General features: G+C 67.2%; 27 protein-coding genes. 17 read left to right on the top strand and 10 right to left on the bottom strand.

Features of this window, described 5'->3' with window-relative positions; all coding sequences use genetic code 11:
• The first annotated feature begins 62 nt into the window (after nucleotides 1-62).
• Both LFM09_RS34200 and LFM09_RS34195 read left to right on the top strand, forming a co-directional pair.
• On the top strand, nucleotides 63-329 hold the full coding sequence (locus LFM09_RS34200) for a hypothetical protein (protein WP_112267854.1): 267 nt from the start codon (nucleotides 63-65) through the stop codon (nucleotides 327-329).
• A complete protein-coding gene (locus LFM09_RS34195) occupies nucleotides 326-880 on the top strand; it encodes a hypothetical protein (RefSeq protein WP_414100719.1) in 555 nt (184 codons plus the stop codon). Before LFM09_RS34200 ends, LFM09_RS34195 begins: the two co-directional genes overlap by 4 nt.
• A gap of 91 nt (nucleotides 881-971) precedes the next feature.
• Here LFM09_RS34195 and LFM09_RS34190 read toward each other — a convergent pair whose 3' ends face one another.
• Entirely contained in the window at nucleotides 972-4601 is a 3630-nt protein-coding gene (locus tag LFM09_RS34190) for a TIR domain-containing protein (RefSeq protein ID WP_414100718.1), read from the bottom strand.
• A 153-nt stretch (nucleotides 4602-4754) separates the two neighbouring features.
• Between LFM09_RS34190 and LFM09_RS34185 the strand changes: the two genes are divergently transcribed.
• The 4 genes from LFM09_RS34185 to LFM09_RS34170 all read left to right on the top strand — a co-directional run bounded on the left by LFM09_RS34185 (nucleotide 4755) and on the right by LFM09_RS34170 (nucleotide 8258).
• Nucleotides 4755-5522: a hypothetical protein gene (locus LFM09_RS34185; RefSeq protein WP_414100717.1), complete on the top strand. Its 768-nt coding sequence runs from the start codon at nucleotides 4755-4757 to the stop codon at nucleotides 5520-5522.
• Between the two features lie 43 nt (nucleotides 5523-5565).
• Nucleotides 5566-6768: a hypothetical protein gene (locus tag LFM09_RS34180; protein ID WP_414100716.1), complete on the top strand. Its 1203-nt coding sequence runs from the start codon at nucleotides 5566-5568 to the stop codon at nucleotides 6766-6768.
• 286 nt (nucleotides 6769-7054) lie between these two features.
• Nucleotides 7055-7339 carry a hypothetical protein gene (locus tag LFM09_RS34175; protein WP_414100715.1) on the top strand — a complete coding sequence of 95 codons (285 nt, stop codon included), beginning with the start codon at nucleotides 7055-7057 and terminating at the stop codon, nucleotides 7337-7339.
• Between the two features lie 187 nt (nucleotides 7340-7526).
• Nucleotides 7527-8258, top strand: a complete 732-nt coding sequence (locus tag LFM09_RS34170; protein WP_414100714.1) for an FAD-dependent monooxygenase — start codon at nucleotides 7527-7529, stop codon at nucleotides 8256-8258.
• 38 nt (nucleotides 8259-8296) lie between these two features.
• On the opposite strand, the gene LFM09_RS34165 is transcribed toward LFM09_RS34170, so the two are convergent.
• A complete protein-coding gene (locus LFM09_RS34165; RefSeq protein ID WP_414100713.1) occupies nucleotides 8297-8932 on the bottom strand; it encodes a DUF4360 domain-containing protein in 636 nt (211 codons plus the stop codon).
• A 54-nt stretch (nucleotides 8933-8986) separates the two neighbouring features.
• Nucleotides 8987-9583 (bottom strand): DUF4360 domain-containing protein, encoded by a 597-nt coding sequence (locus tag LFM09_RS34160; protein WP_414100757.1) that lies wholly within the window; start codon nucleotides 9581-9583, stop codon nucleotides 8987-8989.
• 140 nt (nucleotides 9584-9723) lie between these two features.
• Between LFM09_RS34160 and LFM09_RS34155 the strand changes: the two genes are divergently transcribed.
• On the top strand, nucleotides 9724-10095 hold the full coding sequence (locus LFM09_RS34155; protein WP_414100712.1) for a hypothetical protein: 372 nt from the start codon (nucleotides 9724-9726) through the stop codon (nucleotides 10093-10095).
• A 5-nt stretch (nucleotides 10096-10100) separates the two neighbouring features.
• Here LFM09_RS34155 and LFM09_RS34150 read toward each other — a convergent pair whose 3' ends face one another.
• From LFM09_RS34150 to LFM09_RS34135, 4 genes are all read right to left on the bottom strand, one after another.
• Entirely contained in the window at nucleotides 10101-10583 is a 483-nt protein-coding gene (locus LFM09_RS34150) for a MarR family winged helix-turn-helix transcriptional regulator (protein ID WP_414100711.1), read from the bottom strand.
• Nucleotides 10584-10615: 32 nt separating this feature from the next.
• Nucleotides 10616-11065 (bottom strand): SRPBCC family protein, encoded by a 450-nt coding sequence (locus tag LFM09_RS34145; protein ID WP_414100710.1) that lies wholly within the window; start codon nucleotides 11063-11065, stop codon nucleotides 10616-10618.
• A 249-nt stretch (nucleotides 11066-11314) separates the two neighbouring features.
• Nucleotides 11315-12679 carry an ATP-binding protein gene (locus LFM09_RS34140; protein ID WP_414100709.1) on the bottom strand — a complete coding sequence of 455 codons (1365 nt, stop codon included), beginning with the start codon at nucleotides 12677-12679 and terminating at the stop codon, nucleotides 11315-11317.
• The gene (locus tag LFM09_RS34135; RefSeq protein WP_414100708.1) at nucleotides 12679-13362 is read right to left on the bottom strand and encodes a response regulator; all 684 of its coding nucleotides are present in this window, start codon (nucleotides 13360-13362) and stop codon (nucleotides 12679-12681) included. Before LFM09_RS34135 ends, LFM09_RS34140 begins: the two co-directional genes overlap by 1 nt.
• Nucleotides 13363-13621: 259 nt before the next feature.
• On the opposite strand from LFM09_RS34135, the gene LFM09_RS34130 reads away from it, so the two are divergent.
• The 3 genes from LFM09_RS34130 to LFM09_RS34120 all read left to right on the top strand — a co-directional run bounded on the left by LFM09_RS34130 (nucleotide 13622) and on the right by LFM09_RS34120 (nucleotide 15495).
• Entirely contained in the window at nucleotides 13622-13813 is a 192-nt protein-coding gene (locus LFM09_RS34130) for a hypothetical protein (protein WP_414100707.1), read from the top strand.
• A 99-nt stretch (nucleotides 13814-13912) separates the two neighbouring features.
• Nucleotides 13913-14707, top strand: coding sequence for a DUF4142 domain-containing protein (locus LFM09_RS34125; RefSeq protein WP_414100706.1), 795 nt, complete (start codon nucleotides 13913-13915; stop codon nucleotides 14705-14707).
• Nucleotides 14708-14880: 173 nt separating this feature from the next.
• Entirely contained in the window at nucleotides 14881-15495 is a 615-nt protein-coding gene (locus LFM09_RS34120) for a potassium channel family protein (protein ID WP_414100705.1), read from the top strand.
• A gap of 338 nt (nucleotides 15496-15833) precedes the next feature.
• Here the strand turns inward: LFM09_RS34120 and LFM09_RS34115 are convergent, their stop codons facing one another.
• From LFM09_RS34115 to LFM09_RS34105, 3 genes are all read right to left on the bottom strand, one after another.
• Nucleotides 15834-16328, bottom strand: a complete 495-nt coding sequence (locus tag LFM09_RS34115) for a methyltransferase family protein (protein ID WP_414100704.1) — start codon at nucleotides 16326-16328, stop codon at nucleotides 15834-15836.
• Nucleotides 16329-16410: 82 nt separating this feature from the next.
• Complete coding sequence (locus tag LFM09_RS34110) at nucleotides 16411-16752, bottom strand: DUF3040 domain-containing protein (RefSeq protein ID WP_414100703.1); 342 nt, start codon at nucleotides 16750-16752, stop codon at nucleotides 16411-16413.
• Nucleotides 16673-17389, bottom strand: a complete 717-nt coding sequence (locus LFM09_RS34105) for an FAD-dependent oxidoreductase (protein ID WP_414100702.1) — start codon at nucleotides 17387-17389, stop codon at nucleotides 16673-16675. The genes LFM09_RS34110 and LFM09_RS34105 overlap by 80 nt, the downstream gene beginning before the upstream one ends.
• Before the next feature lie 24 nt (nucleotides 17390-17413).
• On the opposite strand from LFM09_RS34105, the gene LFM09_RS34100 reads away from it, so the two are divergent.
• The 7 genes from LFM09_RS34100 (at nucleotide 17414) to LFM09_RS34070 (ending at nucleotide 23125) form a co-directional block, all read left to right on the top strand.
• The gene (locus tag LFM09_RS34100) at nucleotides 17414-17845 is read left to right on the top strand and encodes a potassium channel family protein (RefSeq protein WP_414100701.1); all 432 of its coding nucleotides are present in this window, start codon (nucleotides 17414-17416) and stop codon (nucleotides 17843-17845) included.
• On the top strand, nucleotides 17818-18099 hold the full coding sequence (locus tag LFM09_RS34095; RefSeq protein ID WP_414100700.1) for a TrkA C-terminal domain-containing protein: 282 nt from the start codon (nucleotides 17818-17820) through the stop codon (nucleotides 18097-18099). The genes LFM09_RS34100 and LFM09_RS34095 overlap by 28 nt, the downstream gene beginning before the upstream one ends.
• A gap of 120 nt (nucleotides 18100-18219) precedes the next feature.
• Complete coding sequence (locus LFM09_RS34090; protein ID WP_414100699.1) at nucleotides 18220-18399, top strand: hypothetical protein; 180 nt, start codon at nucleotides 18220-18222, stop codon at nucleotides 18397-18399.
• A 271-nt stretch (nucleotides 18400-18670) separates the two neighbouring features.
• A complete protein-coding gene (locus LFM09_RS34085; RefSeq protein ID WP_414100698.1) occupies nucleotides 18671-19291 on the top strand; it encodes an NAD(P)-binding protein in 621 nt (206 codons plus the stop codon).
• A gap of 148 nt (nucleotides 19292-19439) precedes the next feature.
• Nucleotides 19440-19850: an ATP-binding protein gene (locus LFM09_RS34080; RefSeq protein ID WP_414100697.1), complete on the top strand. Its 411-nt coding sequence runs from the start codon at nucleotides 19440-19442 to the stop codon at nucleotides 19848-19850.
• A 22-nt stretch (nucleotides 19851-19872) separates the two neighbouring features.
• The gene (locus tag LFM09_RS34075) at nucleotides 19873-20121 is read left to right on the top strand and encodes a hypothetical protein (RefSeq protein ID WP_414100696.1); all 249 of its coding nucleotides are present in this window, start codon (nucleotides 19873-19875) and stop codon (nucleotides 20119-20121) included.
• Nucleotides 20122-20338: 217 nt separating this feature from the next.
• Nucleotides 20339-23125 (top strand): LuxR C-terminal-related transcriptional regulator, encoded by a 2787-nt coding sequence (locus LFM09_RS34070; protein WP_414100695.1) that lies wholly within the window; start codon nucleotides 20339-20341, stop codon nucleotides 23123-23125.
• Nucleotide 23126: the final 1 nt, after the last annotated feature.

The raw sequence follows: 23126 nt of genomic DNA, 5'->3' as shown, positions 1-23126 counted from the left end.
GGCGCCCGTGGTCGTAACGTCGATTGTCGGACCATCGTCCGCGCGGGTATTGGAGGATTCCCATGCCGACCGCCGTTCGCCCGAAGGAGACCACGCAGGCGGAGGACGAGCGTGAGCAGGTCGTGACTCACACCCTCCCGTCGCTCTTGCCATCGCCTGAGCATCTGGCGTACTTCGCGGGTCTCGGTGTGCTGGCCTTGTTCGGGCTGCTCGAGTGGCCGGTGACGGTGGCGATCGGTACCGGCGTACTGGTCGCGGAGCGCATGGCGCGCAAGGAGAAGCCGGCCACCGAGCACACCCCCGCAGAGCGCACCTCCGTCGAGCAGTGACCGGCCAGCGCCCGCTACCACACGCGCTGTTCGACCTGGGCGTCACGACTGCCGGGCTCGCTTGGGCGGCGGCGAGCAGTGTGCTGCCTGTTCCGCGGGCTTTGCAGTCGCTCGCCAGCGCTTTGTCCTTTGTGGACGCGACGCCGATGTTGCGGGCGTCGGTCGCCGCTCGGGCGGATGGCGAGCGGGTGCTGACGGTCGGCAACGCGGTGGCGCAGGCGATGGCACAGCGTCCGCTCGGCCTGTTCGCCGACGCGCTGTGCGCCCTGAGCGAGTTCGGCGCGCAACAGGCTCAGCAGGTGGCCTGGCGGCGAGCGGGTCTTGACGTTCCGCATGAGCCATCACCAGCGGCGCCACCGGCCGGTCCGGCCGCTCGTGCGGCCGACCGCATCGCCGGGCTGGCGCTGGCCGGTGTCGCGGCGACGTTGCTGGTGTCGCGTGACCGCGGCCGGGCGGCGGCGATGCTGGCGGCAGGCACGCCGAAACCGGCGCGCTCTGGTCCGCGGATGTTCACCTCCGAACTCGCACGACACCTTGAGCTGCAGCGATGACTTTTCGAGCGGTACAGGAGGCTGCAGTCAACGAGGCGTTTGCTGTTCGAGGCGCGCGGCTTCTCACACTGACCCACCCCGCCGCTCTTGGTTACTCGTCCTGGTGATCCTCGGCTCGCTGGTCCCAGTATCTGCCCTGGGCCAGCAGAGATTCCGCGTGGTCGCGGAGGGTCTGGGCGGTATACGGCCAGCCGCTCTCGACATGGTCCGCCCAGGCCGTGTACTGCGCGGCTTCCTCCCGTTCCTGCCTGCCTCCTTCGTACGGGCCCCTGGTCGAGAACCCGTCGTTGTTGGCCAGCCCGATGCCGAACCCGTCCCGCAGTTCGTGGGCGTCCTCCAGCTCCAGCACGTCCCGGACGGCCTCGACCGGCCAGGCTCCGTCCTCACCCTTCGGCGCGGCGGAGATCAACGAGCCGATGGACCTGTCACCGCTGCTCAGCAGATCGGCGTCTGCCAGGGCCTTGCGAGCCTGCCGGACCCAACCGAGCAGGAACTCCCGGTCGACGCGGTCTCCGGTCTGTCCCGGGACACAACGCAGTTTTTCGCCGGTCATGAAGAACGCCATCGCCATGGGGTTCAGCTTCCCGGTCGGCAGGTAGCGGAACCGGTGCAGCTCGACGAACGCGCGGGGGTCGGCGGCGATCAGCTCCAGCAACGCTTTCGGCTGCCGGTTGTGGAACAGGCCCGAGAGGACGATCTCCCACCTCGCGACGGCCTGCAGATCATGCCCGATGACGTGGAGGTACGTGAGGAGTTTTCCCACCTCGTAGTCAATGCGTGAGGTGACTCGACCTGGGTGCTTCAACAGGTTGTCGAAGGCAGCCTCGATGAGATCGGCTGACGGCCGCCAGGCGCCGCTGTTTTCGTGCAACGCCAACGCCAACGCGTCGATGACCGCCTCCGGCCGGTCACGGCCGAGGATCTCGGCCAGGTACTCCTCGGCCCGCTCCGCAGGGTACGGGAACGCCGGAGCCGACAACCAGAACCGGTCGCGCACCTCCTCGCTTTCCGCGGCGACATGGTCCATCGCCAACTCCGCCGGCAGTGCGAGCAGGAAGGAGATCCTGGCTGCCGGATCCTCCGGCACCGCGGCAGCCGCCTGGGCGACCCAGTCGTGCCCGCCATCTCGTGCCCTGCAGTGGATCCATCCGCTCGCGAACCGGTCTCCGAGGACGGCGAACACCCCGTCGCGCACCGTGTCTCCCGCGACCTCGGCGAGCGTCCAGCCGACCAGATCGCCCCTGTTGCTCACCGCCGCGAGGCGTGACAGGCCGTCCACGCCGTGCCGGGCCAGCTCCTCGGTGACGACCTCACGTCTCCGCTCCTCGACCGCGCCGTGATGGCGCTCGTGGTCCACCGGGTCGATGCCGGGCAGGTCTGGATGCCAGGAGAACAACCAGGCGTGCCTGGTCGGGTCGGCTTCCGGCTCGATCCGGTCCAGGAAGGAAGACAACCGATCGATGTGCTTGGGGGAGAGATGCTGTGGCCCGTCCGCACTCGCCACCTCGTGCCGCACGAGCTCGCTGCCTTCGTCCCACAGCTCGCGAGCGCCGTCGACGCCAAGAGCTTCGGTGTCGACCGCCTCGAGAGCGGCGAGGAGGGGATCACGACAGACCGGCGGAAGCCAGGTGATGTGCGGCAGGAACTCCACCCAGCGCCGCGGCACCGCGAACAGGTCGGCCAGCACGGCGCTGAACACGGCGTCGCGGTATGCCTCCGCCGTCCCGGACGACGGCTGCTCGGCTCCGGTCCAGTCGATCCGCACGTTCGGGCGAGCCGGGTACATCAGAAAGTGGTTCGGTTCGGTCAGGTCCATCAGCAACTGCCATCCCACGGCCGCGTGACGTGCGCGCACCTGGTTGATGAGTACCGGTCGGCGGTCCAGGGGAATCGGGCTCACCGGTTGGTGGGTGAGGGCGTCCACCAGCGACTGGGCCGGCCGGTTGCTCAATCTGCCGCCGGGATCGATCTCGGCCAGGCGCGCCATGAGCAACACCGCGCGCGTGCTGTGCTCCGAGGCCCACGTCAGCGTTTCCAGCGCCCACAACAGGCCGGTGTGCGCGGAGTGCCGGAACAACGTTCGTTCTCCGGTGTCCTCGAACACTGCCCGCAGCACCGGGCTGTCACCACGAAGTGCGCTGTCCACAGCTTCGACGAACACCTGTGGGCAAGCCTCCGCGAGCAGGGGGAGCACGTCGCTGAGGGACCGCCAGAGCAGACCTGTGCGGTCGTCGTTGGCCTTGCGCAGCAGCTGAACGACAACGCGTGCCGCGTGGTTCTGCGCTTCGTCTCCCGCCACCCTCGCCGTCCCTGCGTCGCCGAGGCGGGCAAGACCGTGGGCGAGTCCTTCCCGGAGGTCGTCGGACCAGTTCCGGGCGATGCCCTTGAGGCCGGCCGACGCCACCTCCGGATCGGGGAGCGAGAGCACCGGGTCGACCTCGCTCAGGACTTCGGCGGCCGCGTCGCTGAACCTGCTCATGTCCGTAGCGCTCACCAGGGTCATCAGCTGGCTCCACCCGTCGTACGGGTCGGCGAGCTGCCATCGGGAGCCGCTGCGGTGGACCAACGGGTCGTCGGAGATCGCGGACGTCGTCGCGAACCGGTCGACCTCTGCGTAGCCGTGGCCGGTGATGCGCGCGATCACGGCGTGATCGGCCTCGTTCGTCGCGGACCACCTGCTGACCAGCACCAACGGCGTCGCGATCGTGGAGGCTGGCGCTTGCGTCCACGTCGGGCGCGGCTCGTTCGGGTGCAGCCTGCGGGTCACTGCGCGGAGGCTGCGGCGGACAAGACCCGCGTACTCGTCCGCCTTGTGTGAAGGCAGACCCTGGGCGAGGAAGGCCTCACGCGCCTGGTCCCGGGGAACCCGTGGCAGGACAAGCCCTTCGGCACGACCCTCGAACCCGTCGCGGGCGACGATCACGTGCCTGGTCTTCTGCGTCTGCCGGACAGGAACGCTGTCGCTCATCACCACGGCGGGGAACTGCGGGGGAATCCTGGAGGCGTGCTCCCACCCCGCCTCTGAAGTCAGCAATATCGCGCGGTGGTGCGGGTCGTGACGTTCCAGGACGGCGGCGGCGAACGCCGCCACCTCGTCCACTGTCTGGCCCTGGACCACCAGGTTGCCGGGCGGCCCGGCCAGCCAGGACTGCAGCTGTTCGGCGGCGTTCTCCCGTCCGAGCAGCACGAGGTCTGCGGGCAGCTCGGGCCCGGCGAACACGGAACGTTCGCGAGTCCACGTCGCCAGATCCTTGATCCCCTCCCGCACACCGATCGCGAGCTCGGGAACCGAGTCGATCAAGCGGTCGACCAGTCCTGCGAGCATGTGCGGGTCGCGGTAGGTCAGCCGGATGTACTGGCGGCTGGCCAGTTCGGAGAGATCCTCGGGCAGCTCGTGTGCTTCGTGCATCCGCCCGCCGTGCCCCAGAACCGGGATCACGGGTTTGCCCGCGGCCAGTGCCGTCGCGATCTCCCTGCGGACGACGTCGTCCGGCTCGAACAACCGAGGTCCGAACTCGGTCAGCCACTTGTCGCCGATCACCACGATCATCGCGGAGCAGTTCTCGACCGCCCCCCACATGATCGGTTCGTAGTCGTGTCCGAGACTGATGGACCTGCTTGAGCGGAACACCCCGTCCTTGCCGAAGATCGGGTTGAGCTCGGCGTCCAGCCAGGCCGCTTTGTCCTCACCGTCGCCGACGCGAAAGCTGATGAACAACATGTGGCAAGGGTGCTCCGGTTCTCTGTTGAGCACCACCGGTTTCCCGTCTCCTCTCGCGGTCGTCCCTGGGAGACGGGCTCATAGTCCATAAAGGAGGGTGACGTCCGCTCCCCGCCGATCTGCGTACCAGGAGCACTGCAGTAGGTTGGCGAGGTGACAGGTGGCGGGGCGGCGACGAACTCGGGGATGGACTTCCAGCACCGGTTCGGTGCGCTCGCGATGCTCTCGGTGCTCACGGGTGTGGATCTGGTGGTCGACGGCCTGGCCGGTGCCGACATCACGGAGCTGCGCTTCGAGACCGACGAGGGCATCGACGACCTGGTGATCGAGTCGGCGAGGCGCAGCTGTCTCGTGCAGGCGAAACGAAGTCTCTCGTTGTCCTCCGCGATCGGCTCGGAATACTCGTCAGTGATCCGGCAGTTCGTGCGTCAGCACCTGAAGCGGCCCGACGCGGACGACCGCTACGTGTTCGCCACGTCCTACGCGGCGTCGAAGGCGATCCGGCAGGACCTCCGGAAGCTGACGGAGTCCGTGCGGCTCAACCCCGGTGCGCACAACGGGAATCCGATTTCCGCGAGCGAACGTAGGGTGCTGGAGACCACCCGCGAGTTGATCAGACACCACTACGAGGACCTGAGGGGCGAGAGTCCGGACGAAGAGATCATCGGCCGCGTCCTCGGTCGTGTTGTGGTCGTGGTGCTGGACGTCGAGACCGGTGGTGCACATGAGCGGGTGGCGGTGGTGGCCATCGCAAGCCGGTCCGAGGTCGCGGCCCCTGATTGTGTGGCGCAGCCTCATCGCCTCCTGCCTGTCCTTGGCCAAGAACCGGCAGTCGGTCACGGCAGAGCGGCTCGTGGAGATGATGGGCGCCTACTTCGGCGGCGACGCTGCCACATCCGAGTCCACCGATCTACCGATTGATCTGGCTGGCCAAACCCTGCGGTCAGGGCGCGAGGTCGTGCTCGTGGACTTCGAGAGAAAGCTGTTGCTGGCGGAGATGATCCGCTTCGGCGACGACGGCGCCAAGCGCGTGCGGTTCGCGGACGGTCGCGTGAACATCGGAGGCAATCCACACCGGGTGCTGAGGCGGGCATCCTCGACCGATGGCGTGTTGCGGCTGATCAACGCGAACCCGGAGCTGATCGAGGGACGTGAAATCTTCGCGTCCGGCATCAACTCGGACACCGACCCCGACGGTTCGCCGACCGCCCTCGCCCGCACCGCGCTCTGCCAGCAGCTCTGGCAACGGAACGTTGCGCCGCCCTCATGTCTGGTGTGCAATCGGCCCGTGTCCGATGCCAAAGCTCACCTCGTCGAGGTCGACGAGGAGGACATAGACCCTGCGGTCGGTCTTGTGCACGGCTTGTGCCTGCGGCCGACGCATCGGGTGATGGGTCAGCTCCGGAGCGAGCTGTTCGAGACCTCTCCGCACTTGAAGGATTTCGACTACAACACCTGGTTTCGCGTGCGCCCCACTGGTCAGGGCGTCTTCAACAGCAAGGAGTCGGTCTCGCGCGGGCCCGTTCTGATCGGCTGGAAACCGGATAGGGACCGCTACACCTTCGGTACCTGGGGAGTGGCGCACGAGTTGGAGGACGGCAGACGGTACTACCTGCGCAACCGAGGTCGTGTGCAGCGCTACTCGAGAGCAGGTGCGCTTGAAGCGGCCGGCACCATGAACGAGCACATCGCCGGGGCGCTGCTCCGCGACGACCCGTTCTGTGTCGGGAGGGACGACACCTTCGGGCTCTACTCCCACCTGGTCCGGGTCGCTGGCGGCAGCCAGCCTGTCCGAGTGGGAGAAGCGTTCGTCGTCGAGCTCGACCGGGCCACCATGATCGCTCACCGGACGACCGAGAACTACTACGCGCCACTCGTCGTGCTCATCGATCGCGTCAACGACGTGCGGTTCACCTTGCTGGGCAGCTTCGTGTTGCTCACCGATCCGCTGGCGATGAGCGATGCCGGCGCGAACTGGACCGCGGCGGGCTTCGACGTACCGGAACTCGCGACCGTTCTGATCGAGTCCGACGACCAGTTCGACGCCTTCGTCGCCGGAGCGTTCCTCGACGGAACCGGCGTGGTGGTCGATCCCCGGTTCGACCAGAAACAGACGCTCGTGGGCGGTGCGGTTGTCGAGCAGTTCAGTGCTGTGGCTCAGCTCTGATCGGCTCGATCGGTCCACGCCGGATGACCCCGCGGCGTTCTCCCGGCAGCGGCGGAAATCGAGTGTTCAGAGACTGTCCTGAGCGGACTGGGTGCGAAGGTCTTCCAGAAGGCTCACGCGGAGGGCGCCACCCATGACAGCCCAGGCCTGGCCATCGCCTATGCGCTGAGCCTCGGCGCCCGACTGGTCGCCCCCGCCTTCGCGCCGAGCCAACTGACCCTGTGCGTGCCGAGAAGTACGTCCGTGCAGGTCAGCGGCATCGGCAGGGTGTCGATCATCATCCGGCATGATCGCGGCCGTGCTGGTCCGCTTTGCCTACCTCGCAGTCTCCCAAGCCTTCGCTTCGCTATGGCTGTTGCGCATGAGCAATCGTGAAAAGGACATCGAGATTCTCGCGCTACGCCATCAGCTTGAGATCTTGCGCAGACTGCTCGGCGATCAGCGCCCGCGACTGCGGCCTGAGGACAGGGCGTTGCTTGCCGCCTTTCTCGAGCCCTTGACCCGCGAGGCGTTGCGCCGATTCCGACTGCTGGTTAGCCCGGACACGGTGCTGAGTGGCATCGCGACTTGATGAAGGGTCGGCATACCTGTGCGAGCGTGAACCGGGCGCCCGCGCACGGTCGCTTCGATCCGCCGGCTTGTCCTACGGCTGGCAGGCGAGAACCCGTCGTGGGGATGTCGACGTATCCACAGTGAACTCGCGCTGCTTGGTGTCGCCATCGCGGCTTCCACGGTGTGGGAGATCCTCAAGACCGCCGGTGTCGATCCGGCACCGCGCCGGACGAGTGCGGGAGCTGGCGTTCGGGTCCGAGGAGCAGTTCGTCCGCTATCTGGGCTATCACGTGGCGGCGTTTTCGGCACAGGACGTCGGCCTGAGCAGGCGCATCGGCGAGCGGTACCAGATGCTCACGATGCCGAACCGCATGATCGGCTGTTACGCCGTGGGCGAAGGCGGGTTCGCCTCGTTCTTCCTCTACCGGACCGACGACTGGCGGCTGCCGGACGACCCGGCGGCTGCGCTCCGCGACCGGTTCGGTGACCTCGGCTGGGTGGTGCCCGAGCTGTTGGAGGCGTCGTCCGGAGACGTGTACTTCGACCAGGCGGCACAGGTGGAGATGGACAACTGGCACCGTGATCGGATCGTCCTGGTGGGGGATGCCTGCGGAGCGGTGTCGTTGTTCGCAGGGCATGGTGCGTCGCTGGCGATGACAGGCGCGTACGTGCTGGCAGAGGAGCTGGCCGACGGCAATGTGGAGGAGGCGCTGGCGCGGTACCAGGCACGGATGCGACCACCGGTCACGCGCACGCAGGAGTTCGGCCGCCGGTTCACCGAGTGGATGGCGCCTTCGTCGAGGTGGCGGATCGTTCTGCGCGACTGGATGTTCCGGCTGGCAGGTCTTCCGTTCGTCCGCACGCGGATACTCGCCTCCGTGCTGCCACCGACCGGCAACGTGCTCGACCGTCCACAACAGGACCGTGCGCTGTCCTGAACCCCTGCAGTCCAGAACAGCGCACGGCGGCTTGTGTTCTACGTGCAGCGCTTCCACGCGAAGTGGTAGGTGGTGTTGATGGAGCCGTCGGTGGAGTCCATCGTCATGAAACTCGTGGTCGTCTTGGGATCCGAGGAGCCTGCGCTCACCCGCAGCTCGGTGTTGATGTTGAAGTTTCTCCTCTCTCCGCACGGGTGGTAGACGATCGCGGCGACCTCGACCTTGTCGGTTGCCTGCCAGTCGTCGCTGAGCGGACCTCGCCAGTTGTGCGTCTTGCGCCTGGTGTCCGACATGCCTTGGAAGTAGTAGCTGGCGCGTTGCACACCGCTCGCGCCGCGTTCGAGGTGGCCGAAGCCGCGGTAGTCGGTCTGGGCGATGCCGTAGGTGAAGCCCTGTGGGACGTTGACTCTGAGGTTGAGCTGGCAGTTCTTGCGGAAGTCGGTGGGCTTGGCGCCAACGCCGACCTGGGCCAGGTACTCGCTGTAGGTGACGGTGAACGCCTTGTTGTCCGGTGAGACCGCGACGGCCGCGGTGCCCGCGGGGCAGCCGGATCCGTTGACGGTCACCACGTCGATGGTGATGTGATCGGGCGGGGGAGTGTCACCGGGGGCGCCGCCGGGCGGGATGACGATCGTCGACATGGCCATGGCCGCTGCGGCCAGGGTGTGCAGCATGGGGAAACCACCTTCGTCTCGTTCGCGAGGAATGGCGGCGGAAGGTGACGAACGTCAGCACTTCTTCCAGGAGAAGTGGTACTTGGAGCTGAAGCTCGCGTCGGTGGAGTCCATGGTCATGAAGCTGGCGCCTCCCTGGACCCGCAGCTGGGTGTTGACGTTCAGCATTCGCTGCTCACCGCACGGTGCGTACACGATCTTGCCCACCTCGGCGCGGTCGGTGGCCTGCCAGTTGTCGCTCATCGGGCCGTTGAAGGTGTGGGTACGGGGCGTGTTCTGAGACTCACCCTGGAAGTAGTAGTTCGCGCGTTCCACACCGTGTGCGCCAGCGGCGAGGTGCGCGAACCCGCGGTAGTCGGCCTGAGCGATGCCGAAGGTGAATCCCTGCGGATAGTTCACGCGCAGCACGAGCTGGCAGTTCTTGCGGAAGTCGGTGGGATCGGCGCCGGCACCGGTCTGGGCCAGGTAGTCGCTGTAGGTCACGGTGAAAGCCGTGTTGTCGGCGGCGGCCGCGACGGCCGTCGTTCCGGCCGGGCAACCGGAACCGTTGACCGTCACGACGTCGATCGTGACTTTCCCAGAAGGAGCGGCGGCCGGTGTGGGGGTGAGCGCGGCCAGCGTGAGGGCCGCTGCCGTCATCGCGGTCAGCATGGTCATCCTCTCGGATCTCAAGCTGTGTGACGGCGGATAGCGGTAAGGCTATTGACGAATCGCGCGGCCGTCCCTTGCGAACTCCCTACGATCCACGCAACGCCTCGTAAGCTTCACTTGCTCATAGCAAAGATTGCTGTGTGCGTGAAGAACAGCGTTGTCGATCGGAAGCCAGAACAGGAACTCTCACGTTCCTCGCGGGCGTGTGGCTGATCGCGGCTCCTCCACTGCTCGATTTCCAAGCCGCACAGCATGTTTTCCGGCCTTACTGGACTTCGCTGGGCCTCGCCGTGGTGATCATGCTGGCGGGGATGCTGCGCGCAGTGGCGCCCTTGGACGTTCCATGGCTGCGCACGGTCAACATCGGTCTGGCGGCAGCGCTTGTCGCGGCGGCGTTCCTCGCACGCGCCGACGTCAGCTCTGTTGTCCAGATCAACCAGATCGTGATCGGGACGATGATTGCGCTGGTATCGCTGGTAGTCGCCATCGACGCTGGGAAGTGGCTGGGCTGAGGTGGTCAGATCCAGCCGAGGTCTCCAGCGGTCACTGCAGGTTCGTCGCCTGCTTCGGTGAACGCGGTCAACGCCTCGACGAGTCCCCGTCGTTCATCCTCGGACATCGTCGCGACGATCCTCCCGATCACCGCGCGGCGCCGCCGCGTCACGCCGCGCACGACGCGGCGACCTGCGTCGGTCAGCTCGGCGACGACCTCGCGGCGCGTAGCCGGGTTGGGCTGCCGGGCGATCATTCCCGTCGCCACGAGGCGGTCGACCATGCGGGTCGCGGTGGACGGGTTGACGTCCAGCAGTTCGGCCAGCGAGCTGAGCTTCAACGGTCCTCGGCTGTCCAGGATGACGAGCATCCGGAACTGCGGCAGGGTGATCGTGTCCTCGACCGCAGCGAGCGAGCGCGCGGACACGGCGACCAGCAGGCGTGACGCGGTGAGCACGGCGTCCGCGAGCGCGTCGATGTCATTCGCACTGGCCTTGGACCGAGTCATGCGACTGTTGTACCGCAACCACGGTGCTGTGATCACCGAGCGGGTTGGTGCACTGCCTGTTTTGTGCGTCTTTCGGCGGCAACGACTGTTTGCAGTGCGTCCAGTGCTGCCTCGACCCAAGCGTCGACCGAGCTCACTGATGCACCGGGCGGGCCGGTGAGTCGCACGCTGACCGCGCTCCGATCGAGGGTGAGCCGCAGCACCTGCAGGGTGCCTGAGCAGCTGGTCGTGGTTTCGCTTCCCCACGTGATGCGCAGCCGGTCCCAGTCGACGGTGACCCTGCGCTCGACGTCGACATCGTTGTGGCGGCCGGGAAACCAGAGCCGGATGAGGTTGGGGCCGGACAGCTCGACCTCCACGGCGTCGGGCAGCCAGGTGGTCATGTTGTCGAGGTCGGAGACGACGTCGAAGACGGCCTCCGCGTCGGCAGGCATGGAACGGCTTCGGGTCAAAACGAGGTCCTTCCGGCGGATTCCTCCCATCCTGTCCGAATTTGCGCGGGACCGAACCTGACGAGTCGCTAACGATCGCTCACGGAGTGGGCGTCGGCGCCGTCGACGTGGCGGGAGTGCTCGAACTCGATGCGGGCGTCGAGTGGTGCGGGCGCTGCGTCACGACGGGGGTGGGTGCCTCGCCGGACACCGTCGGTGTGCCAAGAGGCTCAGGTTCGTCCTGAGTGGACACCCCGCACGAGGCGATCAGTAGGCACGCCACGACGGCCATGACGGTTCTCATGCAGCTGCCTCCGGGAGTTCCACGATGAACCGCGCTCCACCACCGGGTCGATCTTCGATCCACACGCGACCGTGATGACGGCGGACGTGCTCGGCGACGAGCGCCAGACCGAGCCCGCTGCCGGTGTCGGCGCCGCGGCTGCCTGCTCTGGCGCCGCGGGTGAACCGCTCGAACACCTGCGTCCGCATGTCACTGGGGACACCGGGGCCCGCGTCGTCGACCTCCAGCCGGACGTTCCCGCGGTGATGGAGCACCGCGAGCCGGACAGCACCTCCTGCGTGCTGTTCGGCGTTCTCGATCAGGTTGCCGATCACCCGATCCAGCCTGCGCCTGTCTCCGAGCACAAGCGGGGGTGGCGGCTCGACGACGATCTCGACGTCCGGATCCAGTCGCAGGCTCGCGGCGCCTCGGACGAGTGCGCCGACATCCAGCGGCTCGAAGTCCTCACGGTCGGCCTCCTGGTCAGCGCGGCTGATCTCCATCAGGTCGACCACCATGCGTGCGAACCTGTCCACCTCGGAGGTGAGCAGGCTGAGTGCCTTGCCCGCGGTGCCGGGCAGCTCGGCCTGTCTGCGACGCAACACGGCGGCCGCGTTGACCATCGTCGTGAGCGGTGACCGGAGTTCGTGGCTGACGTCGCCGGCGAACCTGGCGTCGCGCAGCACTCGTTGCTCCAGTGCGTCGGCCGTGGAGTTGAACGTGTTCGCCAACGGGCCGAGGTCCGGGTCGGCCTGGTCCGGCAGCCGTGCTTTCAGATCTCCGCCGGCGATGCGGGAGGCCGCGGCAGTGAGCTCGGTGAGCGGCCTCAGTGCGCGTCTGCTGGCCCACGAACCGAGCCCTACGCCGATCAGTCCGCTGAGCACCGTTCCGGCGATCAGCAGGCCGCTGAGGAACCGGAACGTGCGGTCCAGCTGGACCAGCTGGAAGAGCTCTACGTACACACCCCGCCCGTCGGCCAGCGACTGGGCCACCGCGATCACCGGTATTCCGTCCGCGCGCAGACGTTGCCTGGCCGGAGTGCCGTCGCGGGCCATCGCGAGCAGGTCGCCGGGCACGACGGCGGGGTCGACCTGCCGTCCGCTGGTCAGCACCTCGTCCGCGCGGAACAGCATGATCGTGGAGTCCGGATTGGTGGTGAGCCCGGTCAGCAGTTCGGTCAGTCCGTCCGAGTTCGTGCGGACGGCCTCCTCGACCAGGCGGAGGTTGACCTGTGCCTGGCGGGTCGTGGCCTGCAGGCGCTGTCTGAGCATGTAGTCCGACGCCAGGTTCCAGGTGGCGATCGCCAGCAGACTGGTGACGAGCACCGAGCCGAGGCCGAGCGCGGCGGCTACCCGCCAGCGCAGCGACGGACGGCGAGACATCACCTCGGCGGCCCGATCTTGTAACCGGAGCCGCGCACGGTCAGCACGAACACCGGGTCTTCAGGATTGTGCTCGACCTTGGTCCTGAGCCGGCGGATGTGCACGTCAAGCAGCCGGGTGTCGCCGTAGTAGTCGTATCCCCACACCCGCTGCAGCAGTTGTTCCCTGGTCACGATCCGGCCGCCCGCTGAGGCCAGTTCGGCGAGCAGGCGGAACTCGGTGCGGGTGAGCCGGATTTCCTCGTCGCCGCGTTTGACGACGCCTTCGTCCGGCCAGATTTCGAGGTCCTCGACGCGGTAGGAGATGTTCTGCCTCGGGCCGCCGCGCCGTCGCAACAGCGCTCGGATGCGCGCGGCCAATTCGCTTGCGACCAGAGGTTTGGTCACGTAGTCGTCGGCGCCTGCTTCCAGACCGGCGATGACGTCGGGTGTGTCGGTGCGCGCGGTGACGATGATGATCGGCAGATCTCCCTGCGCCCGCAGGCTTCGGCACACCTGAAGACCGTCCACACCGGGCAGCATGAGATCGAGCAGCACGACGTCGAACGTGTCGGTGTCGAGGCGGCTCAACGCGTCCTCGCCGGAGACGGCCTCGTCGACGTCGAAGCCCTCATCGGCGAGGGCGAGTCCGAGTGCCTGGCGGATGCGCTCGTCGTCGTCCACGAGCAGCACGGAGAAATCCATGTCCTGCTTTTCCTCGTTGGTTTCTAGTGCTGCTTCTATCACGTTGCCATGGTGACCGCATCTCGACGGAAATGCGTGTCTTCGGAAGGAGTTCGTAAGGTTGCACAGTGCACGCGTCCGGCATGCTTATCGCCGCGGGTGAACGCCCGTAGTGGGCGCGTGCCTGCGCGCGCTTTCGGGGAAGGTCAGGCGTCGGCCGTCGAGACGCGGCTGACGCTTGTCTCGGGACGACGAAAGGTCATCACGAGTCGTGACGGGCATGCCCACCACCGACGACGGCCTCACGGGAACCATTCTCGTGTGCGACGGATGCGGGCGTTCTCGCCGCACCAGCGCCACAGGTCGAATCGCGTGGGACCTGCTCTGGCTGCAGGCCGATCAGGCAGGCTGGACCGGTTCGGATCGCCCGCTGGGCCCGCATTATTGCACCGTCTGTGTTGGTAACGGCTGAGTAACGTTTGCACGGTGCAATAATCGGGATCGTCCGAATCATCCGTATCCCTCCGTGTCGGCACACACGTTCACCGCTGTACGCGGAGGGAGATCCACAGTGCTCACACGTCTCGCCCAGGTGGTGACGGCGATCGCGATCATCTGTTCGCTCTCGGTCCCGCTGGCATCGGCGCAGCCCGACTTCGGGTCGGAGTACACGCAGACCCAGTTCGGTCCCATGGGACCTGCGGGTCGTGACATGCTCGTGAAGGTGCGGTTGGCCGGGCTGTGGGAAGGGCCTGCGGGACGGCTCGGTCTGCAGAAGTCCGCCAACCCGCTCGTCAAGGAAGCCGGTCGGCATCTGATCGACGGGCACGCCGAACTGGACGCCAAAGTCCTCGAACTCGGCCGCACGCTCAACGTTCCGCTGCCCAGCGAGGCCAACGTCGACCAACAGGGCTGGATCGCCGAAATGACCAACGCCCCGGCAGGAAGCGTCGAGTTCGACCGCATTTTCGCCAACCGCCTGCGCGCGGCACACGGAGGTGTCTACAAGTTCCTCGCGGTCGTCCGCACCGGCACCCGCAACACCCTCATCCGCGACTTCGCCAAGCGGTGCATGGAAGTCGTGCTCGACCACATCCAGGTCCTCGAAGCGACCGGCATGGTCGATTTCAACGACACGGAAGCGATTCCGCTCGCCGCCATTGCTGCTCCGCTGGCCAGTTCCGCGCCTGTTCCGACTGTTCCTCAGGCTGTACCGAATGTGCCCAGGACCCAGAACCTCGCCCAGGACAACGACAGCGGCGGCACCGATGCATTGCTCGGAGTCCTCGTGATGGCCGCCGTGGTGGGTGGGATCTATCTGTGGACCGGTGGACGTCCGCGCGGCTCGCGTTCGAAACGACAGTGAGACCTCATCGAAAGGGCCTCGCAAGGTTGCACTGTGCGGGTTTCCGGCAGACTGTCGGAGGCGGACGCGAACCGGTCGGGCGAGCGTCCGCGCCAAACCACCACGGGAGATCCGGGTACCGGCCGGAAGGATCGGCGGCCGGTACCCGCCCGCGCACGATGAAGGAACGTTGGATGCGCTCACACGCCGTGCTCATCGGCTACAGCGCCCGCGGCCGTGTCGTCCTGAGCGCGCTGTTCGCCGGAGGACATGCGACGGACTTCACGGTCGTCGACACCGATCCCGAGCGCGTCGCGCAGGCCGGAGTGGACGGTGTGCATGCCGTGGCAGGTGAGGGCTGGCGCCTCGACGTGCTGTGGTCGGCCGGCGTGCACAACTCGGACCACATCGTCGTCGCCGTCACGGACGACGCCCTGGCCCTGCGCATCACCTCGGTCGTGCGCAGTCTCAACGAGACCGCCACGATCACCACACTGGTCCAAAGCACGCAACTGCACGAGCTCATCGAGTATCTCGGTGCTGACCACGTCCTCGTCGCGGACCGGGTCGGCGAGTGGGCACTCAAGATCGAAAGCCTTCCGTACGAAGAGTTGCCCGACCTGGAGTGGGCCGTGGTGGAGCGGCCGGTGATGCCGGACGAGGTCGGCAGTTCGCCGCTGGAGTGCGGCAACGACGTGCTGGCCGTCGTGCGGGACGGTCGGCGGCTCTGGGTGGAGGACCCGGCGGTCGGGGAGTTGTTCGGCGACGACAGGTTGGTTGTGCTGAGCTGCACGTCGGTGGGCGACTGAGCGGACCTGCGGCTGCACAATCCTCGTCGCGTTGGGGTGCGGACGCACGGATCCTGATGCCCTCGCTGACCTACCTCTGCGTGACGGCGTCCCAGCCTCCCCTGTGTGGCGCCAGCGGCGCGCATGACGGTGAGGCGGTGCCGAGCAAGCCGGTGCAACAGGTCGGCGACCGTCTCGGGCACGTCCCTGCCGTCGAGGTCGCGTCGCGCGTCGAGCACCGCGGTGGTGGGACGTCGGTGGTCATGCTTCCTCTTGCGGACGCTCTCCGTCGTCCTCAGAGAAGACGCGGTGACGAACCTGACAACTCGTAAATCAGCCAAAAAGTTGGTCTATGCAGATCAGCTCTGGCGCCACGGGCGCAGCCGCGGCCACCATCCCGGAACCGCGGCGCGGTAGGTGTCGTACTGGGCACCGAAGTCGCGGCGCAGCACGGGTTCCTCGTGCCAGTGGACCATCGCGGCGAACGCCAGGCTCACGACCACGGCGTAGGGCAGCAGGATCCACTGTCCGAACAGGAGCGCTTGCCCGAGGATGAGCGAGAGCACCGCGAGGTACATCGGGTTGCGCACATGTCGGTACAGCCCGCCGACCACCAGCCGGTCGGGCGGGGCCACGGGTGCGGGCGTGCCGAAGCCCTCAGTGACGAATCGGGCGAAGGCGGAGATCAGCACGGCGAGTGCGATCACCAGCACGACTACGCCGAGAATCCGGAAGGGTAGCCAGAACGGTTGCATCTGCCAGCGGGTGAGCAGCCAGGGGATGAGGCCGGCGACGCCACCCGGTGCCAGCACGAAGAACGCGGCGGAGCCGAGTGCTGCCTTCCTGGTCTGCATGGCGCAAAGGCATACCTGCCGAGAACCATCAGCGGTAGCTCTTGTCCGCGTTCTGGCACGGTTTCTCACCCGGATGGACTACCTAGCGACGGTGGCGATCTCGTACCGCGTGCAGGGTGACCTTCACTGGATAGATGGCCGTTACGGCGGTGCCGAGGGCCGTCAGCGGCCAGGAGGATGCCGTGACGCCCGCGGCCAGCAAGGTCAGTCCGGCGACATAGGTCGTCAGCAAGCCGATGGCGAACAGAGCGGTGCCGGACATCCGGAGATGCCACCGCGGCCTGCTGAGCTTCGTGGCGAATGCTGGGTCTTCTTGCGCGAGGTGTTGTTCTATCGCGTCCAGCTCACGCTTTTCGTGCTCCGTGAGTCCCACCTTGCCTCCCGGTTCTGAGGTGCCCGGTTCCTTGCCCCGCGCGCCGCGCATACGGGCGCAGTGTGCGTTCCCACCAACTCAGAGCCTGATCGGAGTCGGTGAAGATGTCCAGTGCGTCACCCAGCAGTTCGGCGCCGCCGAGTGCGAGCGATACGTAGCGCTCGGCGTGCGGTCCGAGGTACCACGCGGCGTCACCGATCAGCACGATTCGCCTGTGCACCCATCGATCTGTCCGCGCCCAGCCGCTGCTCGGTTCACCGTGCACTCGCGACACGAGTTCGGGTACGAGCCAGCCGAGGTCGGCGAACTGCTGCTGCCGGGGTGTGTCCGGTGCGTGCCGCCAGGCGAAGGACACGGCGGACTGCTTGTCCCGCAGGGGATGCAGTCGAAGGGATCTGGTGGCGAGCTGCATCGACACGGCGCACGACGAAGCCAGCTTGATCCGGCCGGACAGCGTCGACCAGCGCGGCAGATCGTCGCCAGGAGGGGAGAAGACTGCGTCCCTGATGGCGGAGCACGCTCCGTCGGCGCCCACGACCAGGTCGAACCAGTCCTCGTCGCCGTTGGCGAACGTGGCGGTGACGCCGCAATCGTCCGCGACGAGATCAGGCACTCGCGTGTCGCGGCGGCGCGCTGCCGCGCCGATGACGTCGTACAGCACGGCGACGACGTCGTCCCGGTCCAGCACCGGGTGCCGTGGAGAAGGCTTGGGGTGCACCGAGAGCGGTACGTGGGCGCCGTCGACCTGGACGAGAGCGCACCGAGGTTGGTGTGCCTGGGCCGCTTCGGCAGCTCATTGGCGCTCGAGCTCGCCGCCCGCGGAACCGGGGTCCTCGGCATCGACTCCAACCCCAAGATCGTCCAGCAGCACGCACAGGAACTCACCCACGCCGTCGTCGCCGACACCACCGACCCGGAGGTGATGAGACAGCTCGGCGTCGACCAGTTCCAGCGCGCCGTGGTCGGGATCGGAACCGACCTCGAAGCCAGCATCCTCACCACCGCCCTGCTGGTGGACTTCGACATCCCCCACATCTGGGCCAAGGCCGTCAGCCGTCAGCACGGTCGCATCCTGCAACGCATGGGCGCGCACCACGTGTGCTGCCCGAGCACGAGATGGGCGAGCGCGTCGCCCACCGCGTAACCGGCAGAATGCTCGACTTCATCGAGTTCGAGGACGACTACGCGATGGTCAAGACCCGCGCTCCGGCAGAGGCCGTCGGTATGCCGCTGGACCAGAGCCGTCTGCGGTCGAAGTACGGAGTGACAGTGGTCGGAGTGAAGCGACCGGGCGAGGGCTTCTCCTACGCCACCGCAGACACCGTGATCAACCGAGGCGACGTGGTGATCCTGGCCGGCCGGACCTCCGAGGTCGAACGCGTGGCCGACCTGACCTGACACAGGTAGAACAGCATCACCCACGCGATGCCCGACCGGGCGATGCCGAGCATCTGCTTCGTCTGCTGCGCCAGCCCACCCAGGCGAAGGTCGCGACAGGACGTTTGCAAGGCTGTGGAGATGCGCCGATTCGTGTTCGACTCCAGTGGTGTGGTCCGCCCGCGGGCTCTCATCGGCATGTTGGCGGTAGTTCCAGTAGTGGTGCTCGCGCTGGCTTCATGGGGTGGATGGGCGGGGCTCATCACCATTGCCGTGATCCTCGCAGGTGGTCTCGCCGTCATCATGCGCAGTGACGGCTGAGCCGGGCGAGTTGCTCAAAGCGCTTGGTGTGCAGGTGTTGCGGCTGCTGCCCGGGAGGAGCTGATCTTCTCCGTCGGCGCCCTCATCGAAAGGACCTCGCAAGGTTGCACAGTGCAGGCTTCCGGCACACTACCGACGCGGACACATTCGGTCGGGGTGAGGGTCCGTGCCAGACCACTCCGGGGAGAACGGGCACCGGCCGGAGGATCAGAGGCGGGGCTACCTGCGACGCGGAAACGTCGTTGAGGTAGTGGTCGATTGGGGAGCAGTCATGAGTTCGCGCACCGTGCTCATCGGCTACAACGTCCGCGGTCGACGGGTCGTCGCGGCCTTGCGTGAATGTGGGCGCACGACTGGCTTCACCGTGGTCGACTCCGATCCCCAGCGAGCAGAACAGGCCGTCATGGCGGGCGTGCACGCGGTAGTAGGTCCGTGCTGGCGTCTACGCACATTGTGGTTGGCGGGCGCGCACATCGCCGACCACATCGTGGTCGCGGTGCCGGACGACGACATGGCACAACGGATCATCTCCGCGGTGCGTTCGATCAACGACGATGCCACGATCATCACCGTCGCCCGCAGCTCGGAACAACACCAGATGGTCGAGTACCTCGGCGCCGATCACGTCGTGAATGTGAGTCAAGTCGACGAGTGGGTTCCTGATGCGGAGCGCCCGCATGACGGTGGCAAGGCGTTTGCTGATCTCGAGTGGACGGTCATGGAACGCGCGGTGACGCACGACGAGATCGGGTGTTCGCCGCTCGACTGCCGGCATCAAGTGCTCGCCGTGGTGCGACGCGGTCGACGGTTCTGGGCCGAAGACCCGGCTGTCGCGGTGTTGCGTGGCGAGGACAGGTTGCTCGTGGTGAGCCCCGGGTCGCCCAAGGGGTGACGAAGCCGGTTGCATCACCATCGCCAAAGCGCAATGAATTCGCAAGGTGGCCAAGCCTCCGCATCCGTGCTCGAAACCGGTCAGTCGCGGATACCGTGCGAAGAGCGCGCAGCAGGACGGTGCGCGCTTATTCGGAGGCACCCAACTGATGACCGCCGGTGACGGCCCAGCGGCAACGGTGCTCGACCTGGCCGTCGAGCCGACCATCAATCTGTCGGCAGTGCGCGGCCACATAGCCACGGCACTGCACGATCTGGGCGAAGACCACCTCTACGACGTCGTGCTCGTCGTCACCGAACTGGTGAGCAACGTCCTGGACCACACACCCGGCACGGGGCGACTCCGCGTCTTCTGGCACACCACACGGTGCGAGATCACGATCGAAGTCGACGACCAGTCGCCGGCGCAGCCGGTGCACGGGCATTCACGACTCGGCGACACCAGAGGCCGGGGCATCGTGGTTGTCGACAACCTCGCACGCGAGTGGGGCACCCGTCCACTGCCTGACGGCGGCAAAACGGTGTTCGCGTCGGTCCCTTGCCCAGACGACGAGAACTAGCCCGATTCACCAGCGCTCGATCATGTTCACCATCCGCACACCGGTCGAGAAGCTCGACCCGCGCCCAGGCGCCAACGGCCACATGACCGGCAGCCACACGATGCTGCTCCCGGCCACCCATCTGCACCTCGTGGAGTCGGCGGGCACGTTGATCGACGGCGGGCTGACGTTCTGTTCGGTGTTCGCCGAACGCGGTGAGTACCGGCTGTTCCTGGAGTTCTCCCACGGCGGCAGGCCGCACACCGCCGTCTTCACCGTCGCGGCCGGGTAGCCGCCTCACCTCTGTCCTCAGCGCGTCCCAACAGGTTGCTCAGAACTCCCTCAAGTGTTGGCAGGACCCACGCCCGACGATGAGTGGTGTCGGTGAACGGGGGAGCCGTTCCCGGTGTGGATGCCCGCGTGCATGAGCAGGTCAGCGCCGAGTGGTGAGGTCGCCGGCACGCCGGGCATCCCGGGAACGACGGATGCTTCATGGGGAGACAACAACTGTGAACAAGGCTGCACGCAAGCCAAGTGCCGCACCCGTGGTCGAGGCGAAAGCGGTGCACGGCCGCGAGGAGCACATCGCACAGATCACCGCGAACCTGGGGAGGGTGAGTTGCGACCGGCGGAGCAGGGTGCTGCTGGTCAAGGCCGCACCTGGAGGCGGGAAGACCCGACTTCTCACGGAGGCGACGAAGGTTGCCCGAGGGAAGGGTTTCGCACTCGTCGATGCCACCGGTTCCACTCCTGCTCAGCTGATCGCGCGCCGGCCTGCTAGCGCGCCGGACGTGGCCGAGACTGCGTGGAATCGGCTCCGTGACGTGCCGGAGCACCTGCCTGTTCTCATCACCTTGGACGACCTGCACCTGTCCAGCGCTTCGGTGCTCACCGCGCTGTGCGACCTGATCGTGGCGGTCAGGGGCAGGTCGATTCTTTGGCTGCTCTCCTTCACCTCGGAGCCCGGCGGTGCGCCGTCCGAGCCGGTCAGGACCTGCCTGAGCAAGCTTCGGGGCAGAATCGCCGTGGAACCGGTGCGCAGGCTTGGTCCGCTGTCGGGCGACGAGTTGGCGCAGCTGGTCACCGACCACACCGGCGCTACCCCCGACCCGGCGCTGCTCGCGCTGGTGGAGAGCGTCAACATCACGCCTTGTGTGGTGATCGAGTTGGTGCGCGGCCTGCTCGAGGACGGCGACATCCGGGTGGCCGACGGCCGCTCGCAGCTGGTGTCGGCCACGTTGGCGGGGAACGGAATCGGCCTGCCCTCTCCGGTACCGAGACGCGTGTCGCTGCTGATCGAGAACAGCCTTCGGTGGCTCTCCGAACCCACTGTCAGAACTCTCCGGCTGGCGGCCGTGCTCGGATCGCCGTTCGCCCCGGAGGATCTGTCGGCCATGCTCGACGAGTCACCGGTCAGCCTGCTGTCCGCTGTGGACGAAGCCGTCGATCGCGGGTTTCTGGTCTGTGGCGAGGACAACCTCGCGTTCAGAGCCGAGCCGATCTGGCGCGTTCTGCTCGACTCCGTGCCGACCCCCGTCCGGGCATTGCTGCGCCGGCAGGCAGCGGAGCTGATGCTGTCGCGCCCAGACGGTGTCGAACGTGCCGCGCTGCAACTTGCGCACGTCGCCCGGCCCGGCAACTCCGAGGAACTGGACGTCATCGCCGAGGGCGCCCGCAGAATGGTCGTCGGCGACCCCTCGACAGCCGCGTCGCTGGCGACCCGCTGCATGCAGTTGCTGGAGCCCGAACAGGCCGCACGGGTGCGACTTGCCAGCACGGCGGTCCAGGCACTCACCAGGGCGGGTGAGCTGGACGAGGCCGTAGCCGTGGCGAAGAGCACGATCGAGGAGGCCACTGACCCGGCTGTGCCAGGGGACGCCGAAGACATCGCGGTGTTGCGAGCCTCCATGTCAACCGCGCTGTTGCTGCAGGGCGACACGAAGTCCGCTGTCCGTACGGCCGACGAGGCGCTCGTTCAGCAGGACGCCCCGTCCCGCGAGGCCGTGGCCGCCCACCTCGCTGCCTCTCACCTGAGTGGCGACAGCTCGGCGGTCGAACGAGCACGGGAGATCCTCCGCGCACCCGATCGCCACGACAACGCCGTACGGGTCGGTGCGATGACCGTTGTTGCGTTGGATCAATGGGGTAGCGGCCACGTGGGGGATGCCGTGAGCACCCTGCGTGGCGCCGTCGCGCTCAACCACGCGGCAGGGGACGCGCAGATCCTCGATCCACGTTGGTACCTCGCCCTTTCTCTCGTGAGGATCGGTGAGTACGAGAACGCCGAGGTGGTCGTGCAGGGATTTGCCCGAGCCACGACCCCCACGGCTGAGGCCGCACTCCGAGCGAGGCTGTACCTCGTCACGGGGCAGCTGGACGAGGCTGAAGCGGCCGCGAAAGCCGTGGTCGGTCCGGACGACCGGCAGCCGTCTCTGCTCGCTCCGCAAGCCTGGCTGACGCTGGGCCATGTGGCGTTGCGCCGGGGTGCGCTCGCCGAAGCGGAGAACTGCCTGCGGGCTGTGGAGAAGGACTGCTGGCAGCTCGGCACCCGCCCCTGGCGGGCGGCCTGTCTGTGGTTGCGAGCGCAGGTTGTCGCGGCACAGGAAGGCCCTGCGGCGGCGGTCGAAGTGCTGGCAGGAACCGGGTTGCGAGACGGGGCGCTGCACTGGGTCGTGATGGAGGAACCCGCGGCAGCGTCTTGGCTGGTCCGCTGCGCGCTCGCGGTGCACCGGAAGGACGTCGCCCGAGCGGTGGTCGACACGACGGAGTACATCGCTGCGCGCAACCCGCTCATTCCCGCGGTGCGTGCGGTGGCCGCACATGCGCGCGCGCTCGTCGACAGGGACGTGGATGCGGTGGCCGAGGCAGGCCGGTCGCACCGGAATCCGTGGGCTCAGGCCGCGGCGGCTGAGGATCACGCCGATCTCCTCGCCGTCCGCGGTGATCACGAGACGGCGATCGCCGAGCTGGACCGTGCCATGAACGCCTACAGCGGGCTCGGCGGAGAACGGGACGCCACCAGGGTGCGGGCGCGGCTGCGTGAGCTCGGGGTGTTGCGCAGGCACTGGAAGCACGCGAAGCGTCCTGTCTCCGGCTGGGAGAGTCTCACCCAGACCGAGCGGAAGGTCGCGGAGGTCGTGGCGAGCGGGCTCACCAACCAGCAGACGGCCAGGCACCTGTTCATCTCGCCGAACACGGTCGGGACGCACCTGCGGCAGGTCTACCGCAAGCTCGGGATCCGATCCCGTGCGGCCCTGATCCGACTCGAGACCTCGCGTGTCGTGAACTCGTCGTGAG

The organism is Lentzea alba (assembly GCF_047445655.1).
Taxonomy (GTDB): Bacteria; Actinomycetota; Actinomycetes; order Mycobacteriales; family Pseudonocardiaceae; genus Lentzea; species Lentzea alba_A.
Note: the sequence above shows the minus strand (reverse complement) of the source record. Positions and strands in the feature narration are given on the sequence as shown.

Coding starts and splice junctions, on each gene's coding strand:
- LFM09_RS34200 (WP_112267854.1), top strand. CDS start 63: ATGCCGACCGCCGTTCGCCCGAAGGAGACCACGCAGGCGGAGGACGAG.
- LFM09_RS34190 (WP_414100718.1), bottom strand. CDS start 4,601: ATGTTGTTCATCAGCTTTCGCGTCGGCGACGGTGAGGACAAAGCGGCC.
- LFM09_RS34175 (WP_414100715.1), top strand. CDS start 7,055: ATGATCGCGGCCGTGCTGGTCCGCTTTGCCTACCTCGCAGTCTCCCAA.
- LFM09_RS34165 (WP_414100713.1), bottom strand. CDS start 8,932: ATGCTGCACACCCTGGCCGCAGCGGCCATGGCCATGTCGACGATCGTC.
- LFM09_RS34160 (WP_414100757.1), bottom strand. CDS start 9,583: ATGCTGACCGCGATGACGGCAGCGGCCCTCACGCTGGCCGCGCTCACC.
- LFM09_RS34150 (WP_414100711.1), bottom strand. CDS start 10,583: ATGACTCGGTCCAAGGCCAGTGCGAATGACATCGACGCGCTCGCGGAC.
- LFM09_RS34145 (WP_414100710.1), bottom strand. CDS start 11,065: ATGGGAGGAATCCGCCGGAAGGACCTCGTTTTGACCCGAAGCCGTTCC.
- LFM09_RS34140 (WP_414100709.1), bottom strand. CDS start 12,679: ATGTCTCGCCGTCCGTCGCTGCGCTGGCGGGTAGCCGCCGCGCTCGGC.
- LFM09_RS34135 (WP_414100708.1), bottom strand. CDS start 13,362: ATGGATTTCTCCGTGCTGCTCGTGGACGACGACGAGCGCATCCGCCAG.
- LFM09_RS34130 (WP_414100707.1), top strand. CDS start 13,622: ATGCCCACCACCGACGACGGCCTCACGGGAACCATTCTCGTGTGCGAC.
- LFM09_RS34120 (WP_414100705.1), top strand. CDS start 14,881: ATGCGCTCACACGCCGTGCTCATCGGCTACAGCGCCCGCGGCCGTGTC.
- LFM09_RS34115 (WP_414100704.1), bottom strand. CDS start 16,328: ATGCAGACCAGGAAGGCAGCACTCGGCTCCGCCGCGTTCTTCGTGCTG.
- LFM09_RS34110 (WP_414100703.1), bottom strand. CDS start 16,752: ATGCGCGGCGCGCGGGGCAAGGAACCGGGCACCTCAGAACCGGGAGGC.
- LFM09_RS34095 (WP_414100700.1), top strand. CDS start 17,818: ATGGGCGAGCGCGTCGCCCACCGCGTAACCGGCAGAATGCTCGACTTC.
- LFM09_RS34090 (WP_414100699.1), top strand. CDS start 18,220: ATGCGCCGATTCGTGTTCGACTCCAGTGGTGTGGTCCGCCCGCGGGCT.
- LFM09_RS34085 (WP_414100698.1), top strand. CDS start 18,671: ATGAGTTCGCGCACCGTGCTCATCGGCTACAACGTCCGCGGTCGACGG.
- LFM09_RS34080 (WP_414100697.1), top strand. CDS start 19,440: ATGACCGCCGGTGACGGCCCAGCGGCAACGGTGCTCGACCTGGCCGTC.
- LFM09_RS34075 (WP_414100696.1), top strand. CDS start 19,873: ATGTTCACCATCCGCACACCGGTCGAGAAGCTCGACCCGCGCCCAGGC.